Source organism: Streptomyces sp. AM25 (assembly GCF_058146165.1).
On record NZ_JBKIWN010000014.1, the window covers coordinates 1 to 25,153 of the forward strand.

Annotated in this window: 25 protein-coding genes; 13 read left to right on the top strand and 12 right to left on the bottom strand. The window is 70.8% G+C overall.

The window, feature by feature from the left end:
* On the bottom strand, positions 1-334 hold a 334-nt coding region (locus ACLHRZ_RS19065), incomplete at its 3' end, for a hypothetical protein (RefSeq protein WP_490419675.1).
* A gap of 780 nt (positions 335-1,114) precedes the next feature.
* Between ACLHRZ_RS19065 and ACLHRZ_RS19070 the strand changes: the two genes are divergently transcribed.
* The 4 genes from ACLHRZ_RS19070 to ACLHRZ_RS19085 all read left to right on the top strand — a co-directional run bounded on the left by ACLHRZ_RS19070 (position 1,115) and on the right by ACLHRZ_RS19085 (position 5,350).
* The gene (locus ACLHRZ_RS19070) at positions 1,115-1,408 is read left to right on the top strand and encodes an endonuclease domain-containing protein (protein WP_490419676.1); all 294 of its coding nucleotides are present in this window, start codon (positions 1,115-1,117) and stop codon (positions 1,406-1,408) included.
* A 342-nt stretch (positions 1,409-1,750) separates the two neighbouring features.
* The gene (locus ACLHRZ_RS19075; protein WP_490419677.1) at positions 1,751-3,145 is read left to right on the top strand and encodes a serine hydrolase domain-containing protein; all 1,395 of its coding nucleotides are present in this window, start codon (positions 1,751-1,753) and stop codon (positions 3,143-3,145) included.
* 99 nt (positions 3,146-3,244) lie between these two features.
* Positions 3,245-4,372, top strand: a complete 1,128-nt coding sequence (locus ACLHRZ_RS19080) for a pyridoxal-phosphate-dependent aminotransferase family protein (protein WP_490419678.1) — start codon at positions 3,245-3,247, stop codon at positions 4,370-4,372.
* A 195-nt stretch (positions 4,373-4,567) separates the two neighbouring features.
* Positions 4,568-5,350 (top strand): TetR/AcrR family transcriptional regulator, encoded by a 783-nt coding sequence (locus ACLHRZ_RS19085; protein ID WP_490419679.1) that lies wholly within the window; start codon positions 4,568-4,570, stop codon positions 5,348-5,350.
* Here ACLHRZ_RS19085 and ACLHRZ_RS19090 read toward each other — a convergent pair.
* Entirely contained in the window at positions 5,321-5,773 is a 453-nt protein-coding gene (locus ACLHRZ_RS19090; protein WP_490419680.1) for a GNAT family N-acetyltransferase, read from the bottom strand. The genes ACLHRZ_RS19085 and ACLHRZ_RS19090 overlap by 30 nt on opposite strands.
* Positions 5,774-5,812: 39 nt before the next feature.
* Positions 5,813-6,277, bottom strand: coding sequence for a MarR family winged helix-turn-helix transcriptional regulator (locus ACLHRZ_RS19095; RefSeq protein WP_490419681.1), 465 nt, complete (start codon positions 6,275-6,277; stop codon positions 5,813-5,815).
* 202 nt (positions 6,278-6,479) lie between these two features.
* Here ACLHRZ_RS19095 and ACLHRZ_RS19100 point away from each other — a divergent pair, with 202 nt between their 5' ends.
* The 4 genes from ACLHRZ_RS19100 to ACLHRZ_RS19115 all read left to right on the top strand — a co-directional run bounded on the left by ACLHRZ_RS19100 (position 6,480) and on the right by ACLHRZ_RS19115 (position 10,583).
* Positions 6,480-7,742 carry an MFS transporter gene (locus ACLHRZ_RS19100; protein WP_490419682.1) on the top strand — a complete coding sequence of 421 codons (1,263 nt, stop codon included), beginning with the start codon at positions 6,480-6,482 and terminating at the stop codon, positions 7,740-7,742.
* Positions 7,739-8,371, top strand: a complete 633-nt coding sequence (locus ACLHRZ_RS19105) for an HAD family hydrolase (RefSeq protein ID WP_490419683.1) — start codon at positions 7,739-7,741, stop codon at positions 8,369-8,371. Before ACLHRZ_RS19100 ends, ACLHRZ_RS19105 begins: the two co-directional genes overlap by 4 nt.
* 178 nt (positions 8,372-8,549) lie before the next feature.
* On the top strand, positions 8,550-9,977 hold the full coding sequence (locus ACLHRZ_RS19110) for a globin domain-containing protein (protein WP_490419684.1): 1,428 nt from the start codon (positions 8,550-8,552) through the stop codon (positions 9,975-9,977).
* 6 nt (positions 9,978-9,983) lie between these two features.
* On the top strand, positions 9,984-10,583 hold the full coding sequence (locus ACLHRZ_RS19115) for a pyridoxamine 5'-phosphate oxidase family protein (RefSeq protein ID WP_490419685.1): 600 nt from the start codon (positions 9,984-9,986) through the stop codon (positions 10,581-10,583).
* Positions 10,584-10,590: 7 nt separating this feature from the next.
* On the opposite strand, the gene ACLHRZ_RS19120 is transcribed toward ACLHRZ_RS19115, so the two are convergent.
* From ACLHRZ_RS19120 to ACLHRZ_RS19130, 3 genes are all read right to left on the bottom strand, one after another.
* Positions 10,591-11,121: an NUDIX hydrolase gene (locus ACLHRZ_RS19120; RefSeq protein WP_490419686.1), complete on the bottom strand. Its 531-nt coding sequence runs from the start codon at positions 11,119-11,121 to the stop codon at positions 10,591-10,593.
* A 60-nt stretch (positions 11,122-11,181) separates the two neighbouring features.
* Positions 11,182-12,078: a LysR family transcriptional regulator gene (locus ACLHRZ_RS19125; protein ID WP_490419687.1), complete on the bottom strand. Its 897-nt coding sequence runs from the start codon at positions 12,076-12,078 to the stop codon at positions 11,182-11,184.
* A gap of 193 nt (positions 12,079-12,271) precedes the next feature.
* On the bottom strand, positions 12,272-12,652 hold the full coding sequence (locus tag ACLHRZ_RS19130) for a phage holin family protein (RefSeq protein ID WP_490419688.1): 381 nt from the start codon (positions 12,650-12,652) through the stop codon (positions 12,272-12,274).
* Between the two features lie 69 nt (positions 12,653-12,721).
* On the opposite strand from ACLHRZ_RS19130, the gene ACLHRZ_RS19135 reads away from it, so the two are divergent.
* The 3 genes from ACLHRZ_RS19135 (at position 12,722) to ACLHRZ_RS19145 (ending at position 14,358) form a co-directional block, all read left to right on the top strand.
* Positions 12,722-13,039: a cupin domain-containing protein gene (locus ACLHRZ_RS19135; RefSeq protein WP_490419948.1), complete on the top strand. Its 318-nt coding sequence runs from the start codon at positions 12,722-12,724 to the stop codon at positions 13,037-13,039.
* 202 nt (positions 13,040-13,241) lie between these two features.
* Complete coding sequence (locus ACLHRZ_RS19140) at positions 13,242-13,460, top strand: DUF5326 family protein (RefSeq protein WP_490419949.1); 219 nt, start codon at positions 13,242-13,244, stop codon at positions 13,458-13,460.
* A gap of 451 nt (positions 13,461-13,911) precedes the next feature.
* Positions 13,912-14,358, top strand: coding sequence for an SsgA family sporulation/cell division regulator (locus ACLHRZ_RS19145; protein WP_490419689.1), 447 nt, complete (start codon positions 13,912-13,914; stop codon positions 14,356-14,358).
* Positions 14,359-14,467: 109 nt separating this feature from the next.
* Here ACLHRZ_RS19145 and ACLHRZ_RS19150 read toward each other — a convergent pair whose 3' ends face one another.
* The 3 genes from ACLHRZ_RS19150 to ACLHRZ_RS19160 form a co-directional block, all read right to left on the bottom strand.
* On the bottom strand, positions 14,468-16,069 hold the full coding sequence (locus tag ACLHRZ_RS19150) for a flotillin family protein (RefSeq protein WP_490419690.1): 1,602 nt from the start codon (positions 16,067-16,069) through the stop codon (positions 14,468-14,470).
* A 137-nt stretch (positions 16,070-16,206) separates the two neighbouring features.
* Positions 16,207-16,407 (bottom strand): NfeD C-terminal domain-containing protein, encoded by a 201-nt coding sequence (locus ACLHRZ_RS19155; protein ID WP_490419691.1) that lies wholly within the window; start codon positions 16,405-16,407, stop codon positions 16,207-16,209.
* Between the two features lie 39 nt (positions 16,408-16,446).
* Positions 16,447-17,778, bottom strand: a complete 1,332-nt coding sequence (locus ACLHRZ_RS19160; RefSeq protein WP_490419692.1) for a YibE/F family protein — start codon at positions 17,776-17,778, stop codon at positions 16,447-16,449.
* A gap of 200 nt (positions 17,779-17,978) precedes the next feature.
* Between ACLHRZ_RS19160 and thiC the strand changes: the two genes are divergently transcribed.
* Positions 17,979-19,739 (top strand): phosphomethylpyrimidine synthase ThiC, encoded by a 1,761-nt coding sequence (thiC, locus tag ACLHRZ_RS19165; RefSeq protein WP_490419693.1) that lies wholly within the window; start codon positions 17,979-17,981, stop codon positions 19,737-19,739.
* 133 nt (positions 19,740-19,872) lie between these two features.
* Here thiC and ACLHRZ_RS19170 read toward each other — a convergent pair whose 3' ends face one another.
* The 3 genes from ACLHRZ_RS19170 to ACLHRZ_RS19180 form a co-directional block, all read right to left on the bottom strand.
* Positions 19,873-20,742 (bottom strand): serine/threonine-protein kinase, encoded by an 870-nt coding sequence (locus ACLHRZ_RS19170; RefSeq protein WP_490419694.1) that lies wholly within the window; start codon positions 20,740-20,742, stop codon positions 19,873-19,875.
* 182 nt (positions 20,743-20,924) lie between these two features.
* Positions 20,925-22,067 (bottom strand): metallophosphoesterase, encoded by a 1,143-nt coding sequence (locus ACLHRZ_RS19175; RefSeq protein ID WP_490419950.1) that lies wholly within the window; start codon positions 22,065-22,067, stop codon positions 20,925-20,927.
* Between the two features lie 338 nt (positions 22,068-22,405).
* The gene (locus tag ACLHRZ_RS19180; protein WP_490419695.1) at positions 22,406-23,518 is read right to left on the bottom strand and encodes a LacI family DNA-binding transcriptional regulator; all 1,113 of its coding nucleotides are present in this window, start codon (positions 23,516-23,518) and stop codon (positions 22,406-22,408) included.
* A gap of 343 nt (positions 23,519-23,861) precedes the next feature.
* Here ACLHRZ_RS19180 and hisC point away from each other — a divergent pair, with 343 nt between their 5' ends.
* Positions 23,862-24,941, top strand: a complete 1,080-nt coding sequence (hisC, locus tag ACLHRZ_RS19185; RefSeq protein WP_490419696.1) for a histidinol-phosphate transaminase — start codon at positions 23,862-23,864, stop codon at positions 24,939-24,941.
* Positions 24,942-25,153 lie beyond the last annotated feature (212 nt).

The window sequence follows — 25,153 nt, forward strand, 5'->3', positions numbered from 1 at the left end:
CGTCACCGCGCCAGTCCCCGACCCTATTCCAGATGATTTCGAGTCGAGGGTCGCGATAAATTTCTGCTACCCGGTTCGACTGTCTGATCCAGAGGATGTGTGCTCGCATATCCGGGCCAACATTGAGAAAAAACTCAGCAAGCAGCTTGCGTGTGCCCGCAATGGCAGCACAGGGTTGCCCTCTTTTGAGCACCGCGTTGGCTTGCTTCTGGATTGCCGCAGGGAGGGCTCCCCATCCAAGAAGGAAATGTCGCAGCAGGCTGTCATGTGGTTCGTCCACTATGGAGACCTTCCCGTAGTCCAAGCAGTTGTCCATGATCTGCTTGCGCGGCATCCCGACGTAGTCGACTACGTTTGGCTGCGGTGCGAGGACGACTCGGTCATCGAACTACACAGTCCCGAAATCCAAGGAGTTGTCGATTCCAGGCGGCAGCTAGGAAGTGATCCCAGTGGGCCTCTATCTATCGCCGCTCAGACCCTCTGGACGCACATGCGTAGCTTGTCTCCTGCTGATCAAAAACGACTGGTTGCTTTCGCTGTGACATTGGTGCGAGCACTCGATCAGCCCGATGGTGAACGCGGACCGGGCGCCGTTGACAATCCCCCCTGGGGCGTCCAAAGTTTTCAACAGTCTTGATAGGCGAGATGCCGTCTGAGATGTATCAATAGCGGCTGGAGTTGCTCCATGTGTAGTCTCAGGGCAAGCTGCATTTGATGTCGCGGGGTCGGCTTTAGTGCGATTCGATAGTTGGGGGTTCTTGTGGATTGTTTGCATGAGGGTTGTCGGCGGAATGCGCGTAAAAGTGGGAGATGTCTGACACATGAGGCTGAGGAAAATGCAGCGCTTGGAAAGGTGTGTGTAATTTCTGGCTGTGATCGAGGGTGGGTGGGTCGTGGGATGTGTGCAATGCACTATCAGCGCTGGAGGACAGGGGCTGATTTATTTGCGCCAGTGCGGAAACCGCGAAACCTGTCTAGGGTTGAGGATCGGTATAACGATGAGGGACTGCGCTTATGCACTACTTGTGACCGTTACCTCAGTGTCACGAGCTTCAACAAGGGGCCACAAAGCCGCGACGGACTTCGCGCCTCTTGCACGCGTTGCGTCATATTGATGCGCTACAAAAAGACCTACTCATGGTTTGTTGAGACGCTTGCATCTCAGGGTAATTCGTGCGCGGCGTGCGGAGTTGAGCTATGTCCCAGCGGCCGGGAGCTATCGATTGATCATGATCATTCGTGCTGTGATATCGGAGGTCGCAGTTGTGGGGAGTGTGTGCGCGGCATAATTTGTCAAAACTGCAATGGTGTGCTTGGCTACGTAGGCGATGACGTCCGCAAGCTTATGGCGCTCGTAGAGTATGTCAAGAAGTATCAAAAACGAGATGGGCGTGAGTCATCTCTCTAGCGGCGCCTAAATAACATTCTTTGCGAACCGGGCTGGCGTATCCACTGAGATGGGAGCGATGAAGGTCCGTCGAATCCGATCGCGCTGGGAATCTGGCGAGGCCCGTTCTTAGCCCCCTTGGTAATCCGCCGCCCCCCGTGATCCGTAGTCAACTCTTGGTGCGATAGGACAGCCTGCAAGCTGACGAGCAGATCGAGGAAATGACACGGATCTGAGACGGCCAGCGGATGGCGCGGCGTGAGACACCAGAAGGACTTGCAGGTCACAGGGCCGCCGTATGGCGTGGAGGCTGAGAACCTACACCGCCTCATGTCTCATATGAGGCCTCATTAGGGTGCGTTCATGAATGTCTCGCCCGCACCCGCCGCGCCCGAAGAGTCCGCCGACCTGCTGCCCGCCACGCGTCGTGCCCTGCTGCACCGGATCGCCGTCGCCCAGGTGAAGGGCCGGGCCCCCTCCGTCGTGGGGGCGGTGGTGCGGGACGGGCGCGTGGTGTGGTCGGCCGGGCGGGGCGGTGTGGCCGGGGAGGTGCCCGGAACGGGCACGCAGTACCGGATCGGTTCGATCACCAAGACCTTCGTGGCCGTTCTCGTGCTGCGGCTGCGCGACGAGGGGCTGCTGGGGCTCGACGACCGCCTCGGCAGCCACCTCGACACCCCCGAGGCGGGCGAGGCCACCATCGCCCAGCTCCTGGCGCACACCTCCGGCCTCGCGGCGGAGACGCGGGGCCCGTGGTGGGAGCGCACGGACGGTGCCCTGCGCCCCGAGCTCGCCGATGTCTTCGGCGAGCGCCCCCAGGTCCATGCGCCGGGCCGCACCCACCACTACTCCAACCCCGGATACGCCCTGCTGGGCGCCCTGGTCGAGCAACTGCGCGGCGAGAGCTGGTACACCGTGCTGCGCCGCGAGGTGCTGGAGCCGCTCGGCATGCACCGCACGACGCTCGCCCCCGAGGCACCGCACGCCGAGGGCTGGGCCGTCCACCCCTGGGCGGACGTCCTGCTCCCCGAACCGCTCACCGACACCGGCCGGATGGCGCCCGCCGGACAGCTCTGGTCGACGGCGGAGGACCTCGGCCGGTTCGCCGCGTTCCTGCTGGACGGCGACGAACGGGTGCTGCGCAGGAGCTCCCTGGAGGAGATGCGGGTGCCGGAGACCGCACCCCAGGGGCCGGACTGGGCGGGAGGCTACGGTCTCGGGCTGCAACTGGCACACCGGGACGGTCGGTTCCTCTGCGGGCACACCGGGTCGATGCCGGGCTTCATCGCGACGCTGTGGGTGAGCCCGGAGGACGGCGTCGGCGCGGTCCTGTTCGCCAACCTCACCTCCGGCTTCGAAGTGGCCGCCGCCTGCGCGGAGATGGTGGGCACGGTCGCCGAGCACGAGCCGCGGATCCCGGAGCCCTGGCGCCCCCTCGACACCGCCGACCCGGCCCTGCTGGAGCTGACCGGGCCCTGGTACTGGGGTGCCGCCGGCTTCGCCCTGCGGCTGCGCGCGGAGCGCGGCCTGGACCTGTCGCCGCTGGGGAACGGGGGCCGCGCCGCACGGTTCCGCGCCGAGGAGGACGGCACGTGGACGGGCCTCGACGGCTACTACGCGGGCGAGACGCTGCGGGTCGTGCGGGGCGCCGACGGAGCGGTGAGCCATCTCGACATCGGCACCTTCGTCCTCACCCGCGAGCCCTACGGGCCGGGTGACAGCGTGCCGGGCGGCGTCGACGCCGGCGGTTGGCGGTAGGGGTCCGGCCGTCGGCGCGGACCGGGGCCCGGACGTAGGGTCGGGGAGAGATCGTCGGGCGCCGGACACGGCGCGAGACCCTGGAAGGCACTGGCAACCGTGACTGCGAACACCGCACCGGCCCTGCTCGACCTCGCGCCGCTGGGCGCAGGCCGATTCGCGCGCATCGAGGACAAGGTCGCGGCGCTGATGCGCACCCGCGAGACCGTCGTCACGATGCAGGGCGAGGCGCTGCTGCCGCTGGAGGCGTGCATCCGCTCGGCCGTACGCCCCGGCAGCACCGCGCTCAACGTCATCACCGGGCCGTACGGGGAGACCTTCGGCGGCTGGCTGCGTTCCTGCGGGGCCGAGGTGGTCACCGTGACGGCGCCCTTCAGCGGGGCCGTCACCGCCGGGCAGATCGCGGAGGCGCTGCGCGCGCACCCTGCGATCGACTTCGTCAGCCTCGTCCACGCCGAGGCGGCCACGGGCAACACCAACCCCGTGGCGGAGATCGGCGCCGTCGTGCGGGACCATGGTGCGCTGCTGATGCTGGACGCGGTCGCGTCCGTGGGTGCCGAGCCGCTGCTCACCGACGAGTGGGGTGTGGACCTCTGTGTCATCGGCGGCCAGAAGGCGATGGCGGGACCGGCGGGTGTGTCGGTGGCGTCGGTCAGCGCCCGCGCGTGGGAGCGGATCGCGGCCAACGAGCATGCGCCCCGGCGCTCGTACCTCTCCCTGCTGGACTGGAAGGAGCGCTGGATCGACGGCGGGCGCACGGCACTGCCGCACGCCCCCGCCCAGCTGGAGATGCTCGCCCTGGAACAGGCCGTGGACCGGATCGGGGCGGAGGGCCTGGACACGGTCATGGCCCGGCACCGGGCGGCAGCGGCGGCCGTGCGCGCGGGAGTACGGGCCCTGGGCGGCGGCCTGGAGCCCTTCGTGGTCCGGGACGAGGACGCGGCTCCCGTCGCCACCACGCTGCGGGCCGTCGGCACCGACGCCCGCGAGGTCGTGGCGGCTGCGCTGGGCGCGGACGCCTCGGTCCCGGTGCAGGGGGCCGCAGGTGCGCTCGCCCAGGAGATGATCCGCGTCAACCACTACGGGACGGCCGCGGACCGCGGCGTCGTCCTGGCCTCGCTCGCGGCGCTCGGTACGGGTCTGCGGGCCCTGGGCGTGACGGTCGCCGGGGCGGACGAGGTCACGGCGGCTGCGGGCAAGGCATGGGACGCCGTGGCAGCGCGGTGATCACTGGCTGAGCACGCCGCAAAAGGCCGGATTTCAGGCCGTCATCAGCGCTTTGTGTGCTGATGACGGCCTTTTCTTTTCCATCCACTCCTTCTGAATTGCCCCGGTATGGCGACTCGGCCCCTCGCTCACATGCCTGGATACAATCGGAACCCTCACCCCGTTTCGTCGTCCGGCTCCCGGAGGTCCGCGCGCATGGCACAGCGCAGGAAGACGTCACCGCCTCCGGTGGCCGGTCCACCGCTCCGGGCCGATGCCCGGCGCAATCGCACGCTCGTCCTCCAGGCGGCCCGATCCGCCTTCGAAGAAGGCGGGTTGGCGGTGCCGCTGGAGGAGATCGCGCGGCGGGCCGGGGTCGGTGCAGGGACCGTGTACCGCCATTTCCCGTCCAAGGACGCCCTGTTCAGGGCCACGGTGACGGACCGGGTACGGCTTTTCGCCGACACAGCAAGGGAGTTGGCCTCTGCAGAAGACCCCGGAGTCGTCTTCTTCCGCTACCTGGCGGCCGTGGTGCGCCTGTCCGCGCGCAACAAGGGGCTGTGCGAGGCGCTGGAGGGCAGCTTCGAGCCCTCGCCCGGCATCGAGGAGGACTTCCGCGCAGCACTGTCCGTCCTGCTCGAACGGGCCCAACAGGCCGACGCCGTAAGGAAGGACGTCACCGTCGACGACGTGACGGCGCTGCTCATGGGGTGCCTGTCGATGGAACAGCGCCGCGGCCCCGGCGTGGCGCCGGGCAGGATGACGGCGCTGGCGTGCGACAGCCTCAGGCCGGGGCGGCGTGTGACGAAACTGCCGAGAAACCGTGCGGTGAGCCGTAACGAAACGGTGTGCGCGGTGTGCGGGGACCCCGTCGCGCCCGCGCGTACGGGCCGGCCCGCCCGGTACTGCGGCGGCGCCTGCCGCCAGAAGGCGCACCGGGAACGGGCCCGGGCCGCGGCGGAGGCGGCGTCACAGGTGGTACTTGAACCCGAGGTGTGAGGCCTCGAAGCCCAGGCGCTCGTAGAAGCGGTGGGCGTCGACGCGGGTGGCGTCCGAGGTCAGCTGCACGAGCAGGCACCCCTCCCGGCGGGACGTCTCGACAGCCCACTCGATGAGCCGGGTGCCCAGCCCGCTGCCGCGCTCGTCCACGTGGACGCGGACGGCCTCGACGACGGAACGCGTCGCGCCGCGCCGGGAGAGCCCCGGTATGACGGTGAGCTGGAGCGTGCCGATCGTGCGGCCGTTGCGCTCGGCGACGACCAGATGCTGGTGCGGGTCGCCGGCCAGGCGCTCGAAGGCCGCACGGTACGGGGCCAGGTCGCCGGGGGACTCGCGCTGCGCGCCGAGCGGGTCGTCGGCGAGGAGGGCCACGATGGCGGGGATGTCGTCGGCGGTCGCGCGCCGGATCACGGTGTCGCTCATGATCCGGACCCTATGCGCGGGCGGCCGCCGGGACCATGGTCACTTCGGGGCCGGAGCGAGCGACTCCACGGCGGCGACCAGCGGTGCCAACTCTGCGCGGGACGAGGCATCCTGGAGCGCTTCGCGCAGCGCGGAGTCGTTCGTGGGCCGGGCCTCCGCGAGGAGGGTGCGTCCCGAGTCCGTGACGTCCGTGTAGATGCCGCGGCGGTCGGTCAGGCACAGGTAGCGGGTCAGCAGGCCGCGGTCCTCCAGGCGGTTGACCAGGCGGGTCGTGGCGCTCTGGCTGAGCACGACCGCGTCGGCCACCTCGTTCATGCGCAGGTGGCCGCCCTCGCCGTCGTGCTGGCGGCTGAGCACGTCCAGGACGGAGAACTCGCGCACGCTCAGCTCGTGATGGGCCTGGAGGGCGCGCTCTATGTGCGCCTCGATCCGGCTGTGCAGGGCCGAGAGGGCGCACCAGCCCTGTGCGAGCCCGCCCAGAGCGGGGTCCGGGGTGCGGGACATGGGCCCTCCTTCGGTCGTGCGCGCGGTGCCGTGCCCGTCAGGGACCAGGGTAGCCCGCCCGAGCAATAGCCAGCGCTTGCGTATAGCCCGCGTCTGCAATTATTGTGGACGCTGGTAAGGGTCGAGTGCATTGAATGCGCAGGCCCGACTGCCTGTCTGCCCCCCACTGCTTCTGTTCTGCTGCTGTTTTGAAGGACCTCCCATGCCTCTCGCCCTGCTGGCGCTCGCCATAGGCGCCTTCGGCATCGGCACGACCGAGTTCGTGACCTCCGGCCTGCTGCCCGAGGTCGCGGCGGACTTCGGCGTCTCGATCCCCACCGCCGGCTACCTGGTCACCGGCTACGCCCTCGGCGTGGTCGTCGGCGCGCCCGTCCTCGCCATCGTCGGCAGCCGGGTGCCGCGCAAGCGGATGCTGATGGCCCTGATGGTGCTGTTCATCGGGGGCAACGCGCTCTCCGCCGCCGCGCCGGTCTTCGGGGTGATGCTCGCGGGCCGCATCGTCGCCTCGCTCGCGCACGGTGCGTTCTTCGGCATCGGCGCGATCGTCGCCGCTGGGCTCGTCCCGCCGCAGAAGAAGGCGGGCGCGATAGCGATGATGTTCACCGGCCTGACCGTCGCCAATGTGGTCGGCGTGCCGCTGGGCACGCTGGTCGGCCAGAACGCGGGCTGGCGGGTCACGTTCTTCGCCATTGCCGGGCTCGGCGTGCTCGCCGTCCTCGGTATAGCCGCCCTCGTGCCCGAGCAGGAGCAGCCCGAGCGGACCCGGATCAGCGGCGAGCTGGCCGCCTTCCGCAACCCCCAGGTCCTGCTCGCCATGGCGATGACCGTGCTCGGCTTCGGCGGCGTCTTCACGATGAGCACCTACATCACCCCGATGATGACCGAGGTCACGGGCTACGCCCCGGCGTCCGTCACCTGGCTCCTCGTGCTCTTCGGCCTCGGCCTGGTCGGCGGCAACCTCGTCGGCGGCCGGTACGCCGACCGCGCGCTGATGCCCATGCTCTGCACCGCTCTCGCGGGCCTCGCGATCGTGCTCGCCCTGCTGCCCCTGGCCGCGCACGACAAGATCGCGGCGGCGGTCGCGGTGCCGCTCGTCGGCGCCTTCGGCTTCGCGACCGTGCCCCCGCTGCAGAAGCGGGTGCTGGACCAGACCGCCGACGCCCCGACCCTCGCCTCCGCGGTCAACATCGGCGCCTTCAACCTGGGCAATGCCATGGCGGCCTGGCTCGGCGGCCTGGTCATATCCGCCGGGTTCGGCTACACCGCGCCCAACGGGGTCGGTGCGCTGATGGCCGTTGCCGCGCTGGTCCTGGCGCTGGTGTCCGCGGCGCTGGAGCGGCGCGGCGGGCGGCCGTCGGGGCCGGCGGGGGTGCAGGGCGCGGCGGAGTCCCTGGGATCGCGGGTGGTGGCCGCGGGGGCGCCGGCCTCCGCGCCCGGCAGCGACGCCTACGCTCGACGACCATGAGCAGACTGCACTTGTTCGATCTCGACGGCACGCTGATCCACGGCTCCGCGGCCGCGGTCGAGATCTCCCGGCAGCTCGGAGTGGAGCCCGGTATCGGCGAACTGGAGCGGGCGTTCGCGGCGGGCGAGCTGACTCCGCCGCAGTTCGCCGCGCGGGCCATCGAGCTGTGGAAGGAGCTCACCGAGGCACAGGTGGCCGCGGCGTTCGCCACGGCGCCGTGGATGGACGGCATCAGGGAGGTCTGGGGGGACATACGGGCGCGGGGCGAGCGGTGCGCGGTGATCTCGCTGTCGCCGTCGTTCTTCGTGGAGAGGCTGCTGGACTGGGGCGCGGACGCGGCCCGCGGATCGCTCTGGCCGGCGGTGCCGTTCCGGGAGCCCCTGAATCCGTCGGGGATCCTCGACGCCGCCGCGAAGGTGAGGATCGCGGACGAGCTCTGCGCGCAGTACGGGCTGGGCCGCGCCGACTGCGTGGCGTACGGGGACTCGATGTCGGATGCGAGCCTGTTCGCCGTCGTTCCGGTGTCGGTGGCGGTCAATGCCGATCACCACGTGCGGGACATCGCCACGCACGCGTATACGGGGAGGGACCTGCGCGAGGCCTACGCGTTGACGGACGCCCCGAGCTGAGCGGGCGCGGGGCGGGGGAGTCCGTGCCGGAGGCGCCGGCGGGCCTGCCCGACCGGTCAGCCTAGCCGCAACGTTCCTTCGTGCGCCGGGAGTTACGGCATATTCACTGCGGCCGGGAGCCGGGGTGGCATGCTGCGCGGACTGGTACCGCCCGAGGGATGTTCGAGGCGAGGCATAGATGGATGCTCCGGCCGTTCCGTCGGCCCACGACGGCACCGCGCGCGCAGCGGGTGAATGGACTTGGTTCGCGCCGGGGGACGGCACGGAGGGCCGTCCTCGGGCGCGTGACGACGGGGGCGGCCCGGGTGCCCCGCCCGGAGGGCGGGAGGCCGGCCGGGAGCACGAGCGCCCCGCCGAGGTCTGCCCGGCCTCGTCCGACGCCGCCCGCCCCGAGCCATTACGGCCCTTACCGTTACCCCCGGCGGCCGCCCCGGATGCCGGCCCCTCCCCGGCCGCCGCCCCCTCCGCGGATGCGGTCGTCTCCCCGGACGCCGTCCTCGTACGGCGCACCCTGGCCGAGATCGAGCCCGTCGCCGACAAGGCCACGTCGTATTTCTATGCACTGCTCTTCGTCCGGTACCCCGGACTGCGCGATCTCTTCCCGGCGGCGATGGACGTCCAGCGCGACCGCCTCTTCAAGGCGCTGCTGACCGCCGCCGAGCACGCCGACGACAGCGGCACCCTCACCGCATACCTCTCCCGGCTCGGCCGCGGACACCGCAAGTACGGCACGCTGCCCGGCCATTACCCCGCCGTCGGCGAGTGCCTGATCGGTGCGCTCACCCGCTATGCGCCCGACACCTGGAGCGAGGCGGCCGAGGCCGCATGGGTGCGGGTCTACACGGCGGTCTCCCAGATCATGATCGATGCGGCCGCCGAGGACGCGGAGCAGGCCCCGGCCTGGTGGCAGGCCGAGATCGTCTCCCACGAGCGCCGCACCCGCGACGTCGCCGTGCTCACCCTCCGCCCCGACCAGCCCTACCCCTTTCTCGCGGGGCAGTACGCGAGTGTGGAAACGCCCTGGTGGCCGCGGGTGTGGCGGCACTACTCCTTCTCCTCGGCGCCCCGCGAGGACGGCCTGCTCTCCTTCCACGTCAAGGCCGTTCCGGCCGGCTGGGTGTCCAACGCCCTGGTCCACCGGGCCCGTTCCGGCGACGTCGTCCGCCTCGGCCCGCCGACCGGTTCCATGACCGTGGACCACGGCACCGACGACGGCATGCTCTGCCTCGGCGGCGGCACCGGCATCGCCCCCATCAAGGCCCTGGTGGAGGACGTCGTCCGGCACGGCCGCCGCCGCCCGGTCGACGTCTTCTACGGCGCCCGGTACGACGACGACCTCTACGACATCGACACGCTGCTGCGCCTGCAGAAGGCGCACCGCTGGCTCTGCGTCCGCCCGGTGGTCTCGGACGGTCCGACCCGTGGCCTGAGCGGCCAACTCCCGGCCGTCGTAAGGAAATACGGGCCGTGGCACGCCTATGACGCGTTTCTGTCCGGGCCGCCGGAAATGATTCGCAGCGGTGTGGACACCCTGGTGGGCATCGGCATACCGTCCCACCGCATACGGCACGACGCGCTGGACGAGCCGGCGATCCGCGGGCGGTGAGGCGAAGTGGGCGACGGTGAACAGCAGTTGCAGCAACAGCTCGGTACGACGGTCCGCGCGGAGCGCTTCCACGGCGAGCAGGTTCTGGACCGGCTCAACGCGCGGATGCGGGAGTTCGTGGCCCGGCAGGAGATGTTCTTCCTCGCCACCGCGGACGCCGGGGGCGCGTGCGACAACACCTTCCGCGCCGGGCCGCCCGGTTTTCTGCACGTCCTGGACGAGCGCACGCTGGCCTACCCCGAGTACCGGGGCAACGGCGTCCTCGCGAGCCTGGGCAACATCGAGGAGAACCCCCGGGTCGCCGTCCTGATGATCGACTTCTTCCGCGACCGGATCGGCCTGCACGTCAACGGCCGGGCCCGGATCGTCGACGACGCGGTCCTGCGCGCCGCCCACCCGCAACTGCCCGCCGACGGCGTGCCGGGCCGCAGGCCCGTGGTGTGGGTCGAGGTCACGGTCGAGGAGGCGTACGTGCACTGCGCCAAGCACATTCCGCAGCTGTACAAGGCCTCCCGCGGCCCCGGCGGGGACGGGCGTGCCTGGGGCACGGACGACGTGCGGCGCAAGGGCGGGGACTTCTTCGGCGCGGCGGTCGGCAGCCCCTGACCGGGAGTCACTGGCCGAGGTCGGGCGCGAGCAGGGCCCGGACCCCTTCGATGTTCGTGTCGAGGTAGTCGCGCAGGGCGGGCGGCACCAGGCCCACGGAGGCGATGCCCGCGCGGGTGAAGGGGATGCGCACCACCTCGTACGTCCCGACCGGCTCCTCCACCTCCGGGCCGTGCCGCAGGGAGAGGTCCATCGAGGCCAGTCGGCAGACGAAGAAGTGCTGGACCTTCACGCCGTGTGCGGCGATGGGGGTACCTCCCATGCCGTTCAGGCTATGGGGGAGCAGGGAGTGGGAGACGGTGTCGACGAAGGCCGGGACCACGTCCGTGACCTTGGCGCCGAGCTCCTCGGACACTTCGCGGTGGAGGGCGGCGACCACGGTGGCGTCCTCGGGCTCCACCCCGCCGCCGGGGGTGATCCAGTACGGCGCTTCGCCGGGCTTGGTCCGCTTGATCAGGAGCATGTCGAGGCTCCCGGAGGGATCCCCGTCGAGCAGGATGGCGCGGGCGGTGCGTTTGACCACGGGCCGTTCGGTCATAGGGGACATCTGCCGCGCCGGACCCGCGGCGAAACCCCTTCCCGCAGGGAAACGGCAGCCTCACCAGGAGACGGCGGCGCGCAACAACCACTCGTGCGCCCTCGCCAGGTGCGGATGGGCCGGTGCGCCGGCCCGGACGACCAGGAAGTACGTGCGCAGCGGGGGCACCGGCGGGTCCAGCAGGGCCACGATCTCGCCGGTGTCGAGGGCGTCGCCGCACAGGTAGCGCGGCAGCACGCCGACGCCGGCTCCGGCGGAGATGCAGGACAGCACGGCGCGCAGGTCGGGGACGACGACCGTGGCGGTGGCGGCCGGCTTGCCGTCGAAGACGGCGGCCCAGTAGCGCGAGACGAACGGCAGGCTCTCGTGGACCTCGACCACCGGCAGATCCTCCAGGGCGCGGGCGCCCTGGTCGCGGACGAGGGCCGCGCCGCCGAGCCGGGCCGCCCAGCGCGGGGCCGTGACGAGGACGTGCTCCTCGTCGCACAGCGGGGTGGCGGTCAGCAGCCGGCCGCGCGGGCGTGCGGTGGTGACGGCGAGGTCGTGGTGGCCCGCGGCGAGCCCGTCGAAGAGCTCCTCGGCCGTGCCGTGCGCCGTGCGCACGGTCAGCCCCTGCGCGACGAGCGGGGCGAGGGCGGGCAGCACCCGCAGGCCGGTGAACTCGGGGGGACCGGCCAGGTGCAGGCTGCGGCCGGTCCAGTGCCCGTCGGGGCCGGACTCGGTGATCGCCAGCAGCGCGTCCACGTGCGGGCCGATGCGGTGGGCGAGTTCGTCGCCGGTGGTGGTGGGGCGGACCCCGCGGGCCTGCCGGAGGAAGAGGGGGCGGCCCAGCTGCCGTTCCAGCGCCCGTATCTGGCTGGTGACGGCGGGCTGCGAGAGGCCGAGGAGCGCTGCGGCCCGGGTGAACGAGCCGGCCCTGTGCACGGTGACGAAGGTGCGGAGAAGGGCCAGATCCATGGGTTCTCCCCGGCTCGCCGCTGCTGATCGTGGGGGAACTATAAATAAGTCGATAGGTCTGTGTCGCTAGCGTGATTGGACACTGACGCAGAGTCAACTAGCCTGGATCGCACGGTTCTTCGTGCACAAGAACCGGGCGGCTCGAGCCAAGAGGGGGGAGGCTCGAGCCGCCGTCCGGTGTGCGCGGCGGCGCTCAGTCCTCCTCGTCGGGCAGGATCATGTGCATCGCCCACGCCACGACCGAGACGATGACGCCGCCCACGAAGGCCGTCCAGAAGCCGTCCACGTGGAAGGCCAGATGCAGCTTTCCCGCCACCCATGAGGTCAGCAGCAGCATCAACGCGTTGATCACCAGCGTGATGAGGCCCAGGGTGAGGATGAAGAGCGGGAAGGACAGCAGCTTCACGACCGGCTTGACGATGAAGTTGACCACGCCGAAGACGAGCGCGACGAGGACCAGGGTGACCGCCTTGCGGGCGGTGTTCTCGCCGGACAGCGTGATCCCCTTGAGCAGCCAGATGGCCACTGCCAGGGCTGCCGCGTTGGCGATCGTCTTGACTACGAAGTTCTTCATGATGAGATCGTGGCAGACCGGCGGGCGGGATGCGGAGGCCTGCGCCGGCACGGCGATGGGGTGGCGAGGATGAAGGCGTTCCGGCTCGACGAACTGGATGCGGAGCGGGCCGCGAACCAGGGTGCGTACCTGCAGTTCCTGCGTGAGCGGAACATGTCCGTCGGGCTGTACGCCCTGAACGCCGGCGACGCCGACCCGCAGGGGCCGCACGCCGAGGACGAGGTGTACGTGGTGGTGAGCGGCCGGGCCTCGATCACCGTGGGCGCGGAGACGACCCAGGTGGCGCGGGGCAGCGTGGTGTACGTGCCGGCGGGCGCGGTGCACCGGTTCCATCACATCAGCGAGGACCTGCGGGTGCTGGTCGTCTTCTCGCCCCCGGAGAGCTGAACCCGGGCCGTTCCCCTGAGACGGACGGCCCCGGAACCCCGGTGTCCCGTAGGGGTCCGCTCAGGGGCGGACGGGGGCTGTGGGACCTCCACCCGCCCCTGTGTCCGGCCTAGCATCGAAGTACCGAAGCCGCCCGGGGCCACCCGGCCGGCGACACGACAGCGACGCGTGAAGACGCGTGGAGCGGGAAGCAGAGGACGACATGGCCGAGAAGGGGATATTCGCAGGACTGCCCTGGTGGGTGACGTGGATCGCCGTGCCGGTCCTGGTGCTCGTGGTGTTCGGCAGCCTGATCATGAGCGTGCTCGGCTTTGTCGTCAGCCTGCTCTTCAAGGCGCTGCTGCTCGTCGCCCTCGTCGGCGGCCTCGTCTTCGTCGTCAAGAAGTTCACGTCGTCCTCGTCGTCCAAGGGCGATTGGTAGAGGGCGGTAACCCGGGCGAGGGACATCGCCCGGGAATACCGGCCTGTCTGAAATACCCCATTCTGATTAGCGTTCGGTGCCTTGTGACCGCCTCCGCGGCTCCAACCCGTGTGCGGACGACAGCAGTACGCCCCTGCCCCCGCCCCCGGCCACCTGCCCCGACGATTTCGCCTTCCACCCCGTGACCGGCCTGTTCACCGCCCTGTGAACGCCGGTCACTTTGGCCGGTTCTCGGCTGTTCCGTGCCACCGAATCCCGCGGAACGACTCCGCCCCGTAGTCGAGTCGCTACGCTCCAGAGTCGGAGAGCTCGTAAGCTCCCTCTCGGTCTCTATCGGTAACTGAAAAATCACTCCTTGTGATCCACGGGACGTTGTTGTCAGACTATGGCGTCATTAGAGGGCCATGAGGATCCAATCCCGGCCAAACCGACGAAGACGGGGCATTGGGCGATGCGCGACACAGTTCAGGCAGAAGTGATCATGACGTTCCTCGTCTCCGAGGAGCTGTCCTTCCGGATCCCGGTGGAGCTGGACTACGACAGCAGTGATCCGTACGCGGTGAAGTTCACCTTCCACCTCCCCGGCGACGCCCCCGTGACCTGGGCCTTCGCCCGGGAGCTGCTGCTCGACGGGCTGAGCCAGCCCTCCGGCGAGGGCGATGTGCACATCGCCCCCGCCTCCGCCCAGCACCTGTCGGACGTCTTCATCCGGCTGCAAGTGGGCGGCGAGGGAGCCCTGTTCCGGGCGGGGGCGGCGCCGCTGGTGGCCTTCCTCGACCGCACCGACCGCATTGCACCGCTCGGCGAGGAGCGCTCCGTCGCGGACTTCGACTACGAGCTCGCCGCGGCGCTCGACAGCATCCTCGCCGGCAACCCGGAAGGGCAGAACGCCGGTTAGCGGCCCCCGGGCCGCCGTAGCCCCGCCGGCCGTACCCGGCGCCCGCGACGGCCCCTCCGGCCGCCGTGGCGGCCCCTTCCCGACGGACTCCCGGGCCGTCCCCGGCCGTTTACCCGGCCGTCCCCGCCACAGCCCCCTCCGCCGTCTCCGCGGAGGTCTCCCCGGCGGATCCGGCGGCACCGCCGGACCTCTCCGAACCGTCCCCGGCGGGCCCGTCGATCGGCACCGGCCCGCTGCGCAGGCCCGCGCTCCGGCCGTCGCCGCCGTCGCCCGCACCGGGGGTGTGCACCCCGTCCGCGCCCGGCTCCCGGCCCTGGCCGTTGCCGACGGACGCCAGCAGCTGGCGGGCCAGCCCCAGTCCCGTACCGCCCATCGTCAGCGCCTTGGCGAACAGTTCGGACATCCCGTCCGCCCCGTTGAGCAGCACCATGTGGTCCACGTTCCCGAAGGCCTGGGCACCGGCCTGGACGATCTCGGGCCAGTTCTCGGCCAGTTGCTGGGCGACGACCGCCTCCTGGTTCTGCGCCAGCGCCTCGGCCCGGGCCTTGATCGCCTCGGCCTCGGCCAGGCCGTGCGCCTTGGCCGCCTCGGCCTCCGCCAGACCCCTGGCCTGCGTCGCGGCGGCCTCGGCCTCACCCGTGGCCCGCGTCGCCGCCGCCGCGGCCTCGCCGCGCGCCCTGGTGGCCTCCGCCTCGGCCGCGGCGGCGGTCTTCACCTGCGTCGCCTCGGCCACGGCCGCCAGCTCCGTCTCCCGGGCCCTGGCCTCCGCCGCCGAGATGCGGGCGTCGCGCTCGGCCTCCGCCAGCGTGCGCTTCTCGTAGGCCGCGGCGTCCGCGGGCTTGCGCACGTCCGCCTGGAGCTGCTGCTCGCGCTGCTTGGCCGCGAGCTCCGCGACCCGGGTCTCCTGGACCACGACCTCCTGTCGCGCCGCGGCCTCGGACAGCGGGCCCGCCTGCCGGGCCTTGGCGGCCGCGCTGTCCCGCTCGGCCTGGTACCCCGCCTGCAGGATCTCGCTGTCGCGGGTGGCCTCCGACATCCGCGCGGCGGCCTGCTGTTCGGCCTCGGTGGCCAGCCGGTCCGACTCCGCCTGGGCGATGCGCGCATCGCGCTGGACGGCGGCCGCGTGCGGAGCGGCCAGGTTCTTGATGTAGCCCGTGGGGTCCTGGATCTCGTGGATCTGCAGGGAGTCGATGATCAGGCCCAGCTTCTCCATCTCCGTGCCCGAGGCGGACCGGGTCTCGCCCGTCAGCCGCTCACGGTCACGGATCATGTCCTCCACGGTCAACCCGCCGACGATGGACCGCAGATGGCCCGCGAACACGTTGTGCACCCGCTCGCTCATGTGCTTCTGCTGGTCGAGGAAGCGGCGGGCGGCGTTGGCTATGGACACGAGGTCGTCGCCGACCTTGAAGATCACCACGCCGTGCACCTTGAGCGGGATGCCCTGCCGCGTCACGCAATCCACGTCGAGATCGGCCTCGTTGAGGTCCAGGGAGAGCTTGCGCACCGCCTGTACCCCGGGCAGGACGAGCGTCCCCCGCCCGGTGACGATCCGGAAGCCCATGCCTTCCTCCAGGCCCTCCACACGGTGTTTGGACCCGGAGATGATGAGTGCCTCGTTGGGCTCGGCAACGCGCCACATGAGCTTGAAGAGCCCCACGAGGACGGCTATGGCGACGAGGACGACCCCCGCCACGACGCCGATGAGCATGCGTCATTCCCCCTTTTTGCGGCCCCGGCGGGGCCCTGTGATCATGCAGTCTGCTCCCGGATGTGCCCCCTGGCGAAGACGCCGACACCTCACCCTTCCGTTCCGGCCAGGACGATGTGCGGCGGCACGGCCGCCCGTCAGGAATACGCCCGTGCGACGAACACCGTGCGCGGCGGCTGGTACTCCACGATCAGCACCACCGTCCCCCGCTCGATGCGCTCGCCCGGCTCGGCCGGGTACGCGAGGAAGGCCTCGGCCCCGCCCCGCACCCGCACCATCACCTCGCCGACCAGGCCCGGGCCGACCGCCCCCGTCACTCTGCCCAACTCCCCGACCACCGAAGTCCCCCCGCCTTCCGGCCCGCCCCCGCGGGCCCGTCACTTCGCGCGGCGCCGCCTGCCGCCGCCGCTCTTCGCGGTCCTGGAGCCCCCCTTGGACCCCCTCTTGGAACCCTTGCTCGTATTGTGCCGGTCGGCACTGACAACGAGCGCGGCCAGGAAGGTCGTCACCGGCACCGAGGCCACCAGACCGATGCTGCCCACGAGCGTACGGACGATCTCCTCCGCCACGATCTCGCTCGTCGCGACCCGTCCCACCCCGCTGTCCGCGATCGAGAACAGCAGCAGCAGCGGCAGCGACGCCCCCGCGTACGCCATGACCAGCGTGTTGACCACCGACGCGATGTGGTCCCGGCCGATGCGCATGGCCGATGCGTACAGTTTCCGCCAATTCGCCTTCGGATCGGCCTCCTTCAGCTCCCACACGGCCGACGTCTGGGTCACCGTGACGTCGTCGAGCACGCCCAGCGAGCCGATGATGATCCCGGCGAGCAGCAGGCCCTGGATCTCGATGTGCGGATACAGGCCGTGCACCAGGCCCGTCGTGTCGTCCGTGTTGCCCGTCAGATGCGCCCAGCCGATGAAGCCGGCGCCCAGCAGGCCGATGAGCAGCAGGGAGGTGAGCGTGCCCAGAACGGCCACGGACGTACGGGCGTTGAGGCCGTGGCACATGTAGAGCGCGATCAGCATGATCGCGCTGCCGCCTATCACCGCGACCAGCAGCGGATCCGAACCCTGGAGGATCGCGGGGAGGATGAACATCGTCAGCACGCCGAAGCTGATCACCAGCGCCACCAGGGCGAAGACGCCGCGCAGCCGGCCGATCGCCACGACCGCCACGGCGAACACCGCGGCCAGCAGCGCCATCGGGACGTTGCGGTCCACGTCCGTGACCGAATACCGCAGGTTCTCGGGGGCCTTGGGCGCGTAGGCCAGCACCACGCCCTCGCCGACGGTGTAGTGGCGCGAGGCGCTGGGCTGCACGATCTCGGTGAACGTCACGCCCTTGTCGGGCCCTGAACCGACCTCGATCGTGGCCTGTTCACACGGTCCGGTGACGGGCGGGCCGCCCTGCGGGGACTGCTGTTGCTGCTGGGGCTGCGCGCCGACCTTGGCGCAGTCCACCTCCTCGATCTTCACCACCCGTCCCGACTCGGTCTGCTGGTCGAGTCCCAGTCCGCTGTGCTGGTGCGATGGTGGGCTGCCCGGCCAGAGGAGCACTATTCCGGCCACCACGGCGGCGGCGAACGGGACGAGGACGGCCGCGATCACCTTGCGCAGGTGGGTGGAGACGGGCTTGGCCGGACCATGGCTGTGCGCATGGCCGTGGGTGTGGGGGGTGTGGTGGTGCGTACGCTCGGTGGGGGTCACCGCCCGATCATTGCAAGCCCCCCTGGCCCTCCGGCCCGGGGAGGCGCTAGCGTGGTGGCACCTTTGCAATCGCGGGAGCTCGGAGCACCGGGCTGAGAGGGCGCTGACCGCCGTACGGGAAATTCTCGTTCGTACGGAAACCGCTGCGCCGACCGCCGAACCTGTTACCGGGTAATGCCGGCGTAGGGAGTTCTGGTCACATGACCTCGCAGGATGCACGCACGTCCGAAAACAGCCGGGAGCTCGGCTGGCACAAGGACTACGTGACCGGCTCGCGACCGGACCTGAAGGTCCCGGTGCGGCGGGTGCATCTCACCAACGGGCAGGACGTCACCCTGTACGACACCTCCGGCCCGTACACCGATCCGTCGGTCGTGACGGACGTTCGGCGCGGCCTGACGCCGCTGCGCGAGAACTGGATCATCGGCCGCGGCGACACCGCGGAGTACGCCGGGCGCCCGGTGCGCCCGGAGGACGACGGCATCAAGCACACCTCGCCCCGCGGCGGCCTGCGCAACCTCGACGCGGTCTTCCCGGGCCGCCCGCGCCAGCCCCGCCGGGGCCGGGGCGGGCAGGCGGTGACGCAGCTCGCGTACGCCCGGCGCGGTGAGATCACCGAGGAGATGGAGTACGTCGCCCTCCGGGAGGGCGTCTCCCCGGAGACCGTCCGCGAGGAGATCGCGGCCGGCCGGGCCGTCCTCCCGGCGAACGTCAATCACCCCGAGACCGAGCCGATGATCATCGGCAAGAAGTTCCTGGTGAAGGTCAACGCCAACATCGGCAACTCGGCCGTCACCTCCTCCATCGAGGAGGAGGTGGAGAAGATGACCTGGGCGACCCGCTGGGGCGCCGACACCGTCATGGACCTCTCCACCGGCCGCAACATCCACACCACCCGCGAGTGGGTGCTGCGCAACTCCCCCGTGCCGATCGGCACCGTGCCGCTGTACCAGGCCCTGGAGAAGGTCGACGGCAAGGCCGAGGAACTCACCTGGGAGATCTACAAGGACACCGTCGTCGAGCAGGCCGAGCAGGGCGTCGACTACATGACCGTCCACGCCGGCGTGCTGCTGCGGTACGTCCCGCTGACCGCCCGCCGCAAGACCGGCATCGTCTCGCGCGGCGGCTCGATCATGGCCGCGTGGTGCCTCGCGCACCACAAGGAGTCGTTCCTCTACGAGAACTTCGAGGAGCTCTGCGAGATCCTCGCGGCCTACGACGTGACCTACTCGCTGGGCGACGGCCTGCGTCCGGGCTCGATCGCCGACGCCAACGACGAGGCGCAGTTCGCCGAGCTCAGGACCCTCGGCGAGCTCAACTCGATCGCCAAGCGGCACGACGTCCAGACGATGATCGAGGGCCCGGGCCACGTCCCGATGCACAAGATCAAGGAGAACATCGACCTCCAGCAGGAGATCTGCGAGGAGGCCCCGTTCTACACGCTCGGCCCCCTGACGACCGATGTCGCGCCCGGGTACGACCACATCACCTCGGGCATCGGCGCCGCGATGATCGCCTGGTGGGGCACGGCCATGCTCTGCTACGTCACGCCCAAGGAGCACCTGGGCCTGCCGGACCGGGACGACGTCAAGACCGGCGTCATCACCTACAAGATCGCCGCCCACGCGGCCGACCTCGCCAAGGGCCACCCGGGCGCGCAGGCGTGGGACGACGCGCTGTCGGACGCGCGCTTCGAGTTCCGCTGGGAGGACCAGTTCAACCTGGCCCTCGACCCCGACACGGCACGCGCCTTCCACGACGAGACGCTGCCGGCGGAGCCCGCCAAGACGGCGCACTTCTGCTCGATGTGCGGGCCGAAGTTCTGTTCGATGAAGATTTCGCAGGACATCCGGCGGGCGCACGGCGACGATCTCGCCGTCGACCCCGAGGCCGGAATGGCGCAGAAATCGCGGGAGTTCGCGGCGGCCGGCAACCGGGTGTACCTGCCGATCGCGGAATAGGCCGGAACAGAGCAGGAACGGCCGGACTGGTGTACGGGAAAGGGGCCTTGACGACCGGGTCCCTTTCCCCGGGACACCTGCGCCGCGCCGGTTCGCGGCGATACGATTTTCGCGGAGCTCTTCCGCTCGCCACTCACTCCAGCCGGTGCTCCGGCCCCCCGAAATCGGGGCCGGTGAAGTCCGGGCTGGTGAAGCGGGGGCGCGTGGGGGCGGTGTGATCCTCGTCGGGGCTGGTGAAGCCGGGGCGGGTGTAGCCGAGATGGGGGGTCCGGCCGTGGCCGTTGCGGGCCGAGGGGACGGACGGCGAACGGGTTGCCGGAGCCGTGGCGTTGGCCTGGGCCTCTCTCAAGAACGGCCTGATGCCCCGCTCCAGCAGTGCCTCGCGCCACGTCTCCCGGGCCCGGTCGGCCTGTTCGGCCAGCTCGCGGCGGCGGTCGTCGCCCTCCGGGGGCGCCCCGTTGCGCAGGGCCGTGAGCAGGATGCCCGCCGTCGCGGCGAGTACGCCGACGGCGGTGAGGCCGCCGAACCACCAGCCGATCGTGATCATCGAGCCCGCGACCGGGGCGTCCGAGCCGACCGTGCGCAGCACGTAGCCGATCGCCAGGAAGAGGATCGCGGCGATCCCCGCCAGCACCGGGGCCAGCACCACCAGCACCGCTCCGGCCCCCGCGCCCGGGGTCTCCCCGGGCGACGGGTCCTCGGCGGTGCCGACGGGCGCGGGTCCGCCGCCGACGGGCTGCGGCCGGCCGGACGGGGCGCGCTCGCGCAACGCCCGGCGCGCTTCTATGAGGTCCTCGTATTCCGCCGTGGCGCAGGCGGAGATGGCGGTCATGGCGCCCATGGCCATCGTGCGCAGCTGTTCGGCGGTGAGCCGCCGTCCTGTCGCGGCGGCCAGGGCGTTGAGTTCCGGGTCATGGTCCGCGGTACGCAGTGCCTGGGCGAGGATCCGCTCGAAATCCGGACGATCCTCGGCAAGCAGGTGCGGAACGCTGTTCATGTGCATCCCCCGATGCTCCGTAGGGCCTGATAGCCGGCCTGTTGCCGGCAGGTGGGCGGAAACGGAGGAGAGCCTGCTACGGATAAGCCGATGGTAGAGCCGCACCGGCGCGGGGTGACAGCGGGTTTCCCGAATTAACCCGAGGCGGTGGAACTCGACATGTGCCCGTGGACGCCGCCGCCGAACCCTCAGCCGACCAGCGGAAGTTGCACCACCAGCAGCTTTCCGGCCATCGTGACCCCGCCGTCCATGGCGAGCGCCAGCCCGTCCGCGTACAGATGGGGACCCTCGACGAGCGGCGCGCCGTCCTGATCGTCCGGGTCCTCCCCGCCGACCTCGCCCAGCAGGTAGGGGATCGGGCTGTGCCCGTGCACGATGCGGCGGCCGCCGTAGGTCTGCAGCAGCTCCCGCACGGCCGACGGGCCCGCCTCGTCGTCGCGGAAGGCGAACCGCTTGGTGAACTTGCGGAACAGGTCCCAGCACTCGTCCGGGTCGTTGCGCTGCAGCGCTTCGGTGACGGCGTCGTTGACGGCCTCGATGGAGTCGCCGAAGTCGAGGTACGCGGTGGTGTCGGAGTGGACGAGCAGGTGCCCGTCCTCCTCGGCGATGGCGTCCAGGCGGGACATCCACTGCAGGTGGTGGTCCTCGAGGCGCTCCATGTCGGTGCGCTGGCCGCCGTTGAGCAGCCAGGCCGCCTGGAAGGAGGCCGTTCCCGCACCCGAGTTGACGGGCGTGTCGGCGAACCGCTTGGCGCCGATGAGCAGCAGCTCGTGGTTGCCCATGAGGGCCTTGCAGTAGCCGCCGGCCGCCGCCGCCTCCGCGGAGAGCCGCATGACCAGATCGATCACGCCCACGCCGTCCGGGCCGCGGTCGGTGAAGTCGCCCAGGAACCACAGCCGGGTGTTGCCCGCGGACCAGTGGCCGTGCTCGTCGACGAGCCCCTGAGCGTGCAGCGCGGCGTGCAGCTCGTCCAGGTAGCCGTGGACGTCGCCGACGACGTACAGCGGGCCCGGGCCGGTGGGCACGGGCTGCTGGGGGAGCTGCTGCGGGGCGGTGATGGGCGTCAGCTCGACGGTCGGCACGTCCTGCGGCGGCACGCCGGGGACCGGTTCCCGGACGATGACGGGGAGGTCGCGAGCGGTCGGGGTGTAGCCCTCGGGGTGGTCCGCGTGCGCCGCGTACTCCGGGTACGGGGCCTCGGCGGGCGGCGCCGCGTGGTCGTACCCGGGCATGGGCGGGGGAGCGGCGTACCCGGGGAAGGGCGGCATCGCCGCCGCGGTCCGTGCCGCAGGTCCCTGACCGGCCCCCTGAGTCATCGACCCCTCCACCATCGCGCCGCCGTGCACCTTGTGGACCTTGCCTGGTCGACGGCGGTCCGTGGTGTCGTGCGCCCATCATAGGAATGACCGTCGCGGCTTGTGACGCACCAGGGGCTGTGAATCGGGGAGCTCCACCGGGATCGCCGGGATTTTCTCCCCATATGCTCCGTTAAATGAGCCGCTCACGCCGGTCCGTGAGGGGCGGGGACGGCTCTGCCGTGCTGGATGACGCGATGCCCTGTGGGCCGGATGCGGGAAGCCTGCGGTTGACGCGGGCCGGGCGGGTCGGTGCAGGTCACACGGGTGACGCCGGGGTGTCGGCGGGGTGCCGGACAGCGTTCCGGGGCCGGTCAGGTCGTGGCCGGGCCGCGCGGTGCGCTGACGGTGGTGCGCGGCGGGCGCCGCTCGGAGGACGTACGCACGATCAGCTCGGTGGGTATGACCTGTTCCACCGGCCGTCCCGTGTCGAGCCCCTCGATGGCGTCGATCAGCAGCTGGACGACGGCGGTGCCGATCCGCCGCGGCTTGAGCGACAGCGTCGTGATGGGCGGCTCGGTGGTGGCGTAGACGGTGGACTCGCTGCAGCAGACGAGCAGCAGGTCGTCCGGTACGCGCAGGCCGTAGCGGCGGGCGGCGGCCAGCAGGTCGGTGCCGTTGGGGTCGAAGAGCCCGTACACCGCGTCGGGCCGGTCCGGCCGGGCGAGCAGCCGGTCGGCGGCGACGGCTCCGGCGCAGGGGTCGTGGGCGGGGTACTCCTCGTAGACCGGGTCCTGGCCGATCCGTTCGCACCAGCGCAGGTAGGCGGTGGTGGACAGCCGGGTGTAGGTGTCCGTCGTGGTGCCGGTGAGCAGGCCGATCCGGCGTGCCCCGGCGGCGGCGAGGTGGTCGAGGATGCCCAGGACCGCGGCCTCGTGGTCGTTGTCGACCCAGGCGGTGACGGGCAGGATGCCGGCGGGGCGGCCGTCGGAGACCACCGGGATGCCCTGGCGGACCAGGTCGGAGACGACCGGGTCGTGGTCGGAGGGGTCCACGACGACGGTGCCGTCGAGGGCGACGTTGGACCACACGTCGTGCCGGGAGGTCGCCGGGAGGATGACGAGGGCGTAGCCGCGGGCCAGGGCGGCCGAGGTGGCGGCTCTGGCCATCTCCGCGAAATAGGCGAACTCGGTGAAGGTGAAAGGTTCATCCCCGTACGTGGTGACGGTCAGGCCGATGAGGCCCGACTTGCCCGTGCGGAGCGTGCGGGCCGCCGCCGACGGGCGATAGCCCAGTCGGTCGGCGACCTCGCGGACATGGCGGCGGGTCGCGTCCGGTAGCCGGCCCTTGCCGTTGAGCGCGTCCGAGACGGTTGTGATCGAAACCCCGGCGGCGGCGGCGACATCGCGGATGCCCGCTCTTCCCTGCCGACTGCCCCTGCGGGAGGTTTCCGCCCGGCTCACCTGATGCTTCCCTGCTGCTGTCATGGCGAGCCGATAGTAGGGCTCGCCTGGTCCGTCGGCAGGGCGTGGCATTTCACTGTTGACAGGCACGTTTCTGCAGTCGTTGCACGGCCCAATGATCATGGAAATGCAGGTGGTTGAGCGGGTCGTCGGGGGTTGGTCGACGTCTGGCATATCCCGGTCTCGGGGGTGGTCCAGGTCTCGGAGAGGTCTCAACTCACCTTCACGGGTGATGCGCGCCAGGGCGCTCGCCACGGCGCACTGCGGCAGCAGGAGCGCGCCGGAAACTCTGGACGCCGCCCGGGGGAATCCTCATAAGGTGTGCAGTATTCATGTCCCTTCATGTCCCTTGCTCCGGAGGACCGCGGTGACCGAGAAGACCCCGAAGCTGCGCGCCGCGCTGGACGGCGTCCCCACCTACCAGCCGGGCAAGCCGGCGGCCACGGGCGGCCCGGCCGGGTACAAGCTGTCCTCCAACGAGAACCCGTACCCGCCGCTGCCGGGTGTGCTGGAGAGCGCGGTCGAGGCGGCCGGTTCGCTCAACCGGTACCCGGACATGGCCTGTACGGGCCTGATGGCCGAGCTGGCGGAGCGCTTCGAGGTGCCGCTGACGCACCTGGCGACCGGCACCGGCTCGGTCGGCGTGGCCCAGCAGCTGGTGCAGTCGACGGCCGGCCCGGGCGACGAGGTGATCTTCGCCTGGCGCTCGTTCGAGGCGTACCCGATCATCACCCGGGTATCGGGCGCCACTCCGGTGCCGGTCCCGCTGACCGAGGGCGATGTGCACGACCTCGACGCGATGCTCGCCGCGATCACCGAGCGGACCCGGCTGATCTTCGTCTGCAACCCCAACAACCCCACGGGCACGGTGGTTCACCGGGCCGAGCTGGAGTCCTTCCTGGACCGGGTCCCCTCCGACGTGCTGGTGGTCCTGGACGAGGCGTACATCGAGTTCATCCGCGACGAGAATGTCCCCGACGGGATCGACCTCTACCGGGACCGGCCGAACGTCTGCGTGCTGCGCACCTTCTCCAAGGCGTACGGGCTCGCCGGGCTCCGCATCGGCTTCGCGATCGCACACGAGCCGGTCGCCGCGGCGCTGCGCAAGACGGCCGTCCCGTTCGGAGTGAGCCAGGTCGCGCAGGAGGCGGCGATCGTCTCTCTGCGCAGCGAGAAGGCGCTGAAGGAGCGGGTGGACGCGCTGGTGGAGGAGCGCGCGCGGGTGGCCGCGGCGCTGGCCGCGCAGGGCTGGACGGTGCCGGAGTCGCAGGCCAACTTCGTCTGGCTGCGGCTGGGGGACCGGGCCGCGGACTTCGCCGCCGCGTGCGACGCCGCCGGGGTGGCCGTGCGGCCGTTCCAGGGGGACGGCGTGCGGGTGACGATCGGCGAGACCGAGGCCAACGACATCGTTCTGCAGGTCGCCGAGGAGTTCCGCAAGCAGCTCTGAGACCGCCGACGCCTGCCGGGGCGCCGTGCCTCTCCCTTCGCGGGAGGGGCACGGCGCCCTTGTCCTTGCCCCTCCCACGGGCCTTCCCGTGCGCCCGCTCCTGCGCAAGGGCCGGAGGGGGTACCCCCCTGAGTTGTCCGAAAACTCGGTGCGCCATAATGCTTGTGAATGTGAACGCGTTCACAAGCGCACCCTTATACCCCCCTTCTTAA

What these genes read in the sequence shown, in the direction of transcription:
- ACLHRZ_RS19140 (WP_490419949.1), top strand. Translation starts at nt 13,242, where the DNA reads ATGGCCGAGAAGGGGATATTCGCAGGACTGCCCTGGTGGGTGACGTGG.
- ACLHRZ_RS19070 (WP_490419676.1), top strand. Translation starts at nt 1,115, where the DNA reads ATGCGCTACAAAAAGACCTACTCATGGTTTGTTGAGACGCTTGCATCT.
- ACLHRZ_RS19130 (WP_490419688.1), bottom strand. Translation starts at nt 12,652, where the DNA reads ATGAAGAACTTCGTAGTCAAGACGATCGCCAACGCGGCAGCCCTGGCA.
- thiC (WP_490419693.1), top strand. Translation starts at nt 17,979, where the DNA reads ATGACCTCGCAGGATGCACGCACGTCCGAAAACAGCCGGGAGCTCGGC.
- ACLHRZ_RS19100 (WP_490419682.1), top strand. Translation starts at nt 6,480, where the DNA reads ATGCCTCTCGCCCTGCTGGCGCTCGCCATAGGCGCCTTCGGCATCGGC.
- ACLHRZ_RS19120 (WP_490419686.1), bottom strand. Translation starts at nt 11,121, where the DNA reads ATGACCGAACGGCCCGTGGTCAAACGCACCGCCCGCGCCATCCTGCTC.
- ACLHRZ_RS19110 (WP_490419684.1), top strand. Translation starts at nt 8,550, where the DNA reads ATGGATGCTCCGGCCGTTCCGTCGGCCCACGACGGCACCGCGCGCGCA.
- ACLHRZ_RS19180 (WP_490419695.1), bottom strand. Translation starts at nt 23,518, where the DNA reads ATGACAGCAGCAGGGAAGCATCAGGTGAGCCGGGCGGAAACCTCCCGC.
- ACLHRZ_RS19145 (WP_490419689.1), top strand. Translation starts at nt 13,912, where the DNA reads ATGCGCGACACAGTTCAGGCAGAAGTGATCATGACGTTCCTCGTCTCC.
- ACLHRZ_RS19170 (WP_490419694.1), bottom strand. Translation starts at nt 20,742, where the DNA reads ATGCACATGAACAGCGTTCCGCACCTGCTTGCCGAGGATCGTCCGGAT.
- ACLHRZ_RS19175 (WP_490419950.1), bottom strand. Translation starts at nt 22,067, where the DNA reads ATGGTGGAGGGGTCGATGACTCAGGGGGCCGGTCAGGGACCTGCGGCA.
- ACLHRZ_RS19075 (WP_490419677.1), top strand. Translation starts at nt 1,751, where the DNA reads ATGAATGTCTCGCCCGCACCCGCCGCGCCCGAAGAGTCCGCCGACCTG.
- ACLHRZ_RS19105 (WP_490419683.1), top strand. Translation starts at nt 7,739, where the DNA reads ATGAGCAGACTGCACTTGTTCGATCTCGACGGCACGCTGATCCACGGC.
- ACLHRZ_RS19125 (WP_490419687.1), bottom strand. Translation starts at nt 12,078, where the DNA reads ATGGATCTGGCCCTTCTCCGCACCTTCGTCACCGTGCACAGGGCCGGC.
- ACLHRZ_RS19095 (WP_490419681.1), bottom strand. Translation starts at nt 6,277, where the DNA reads ATGTCCCGCACCCCGGACCCCGCTCTGGGCGGGCTCGCACAGGGCTGG.
- ACLHRZ_RS19135 (WP_490419948.1), top strand. Translation starts at nt 12,722, where the DNA reads ATGAAGGCGTTCCGGCTCGACGAACTGGATGCGGAGCGGGCCGCGAAC.
- ACLHRZ_RS19090 (WP_490419680.1), bottom strand. Translation starts at nt 5,773, where the DNA reads ATGAGCGACACCGTGATCCGGCGCGCGACCGCCGACGACATCCCCGCC.
- ACLHRZ_RS19085 (WP_490419679.1), top strand. Translation starts at nt 4,568, where the DNA reads ATGGCACAGCGCAGGAAGACGTCACCGCCTCCGGTGGCCGGTCCACCG.
- ACLHRZ_RS19150 (WP_490419690.1), bottom strand. Translation starts at nt 16,069, where the DNA reads ATGCTCATCGGCGTCGTGGCGGGGGTCGTCCTCGTCGCCATAGCCGTC.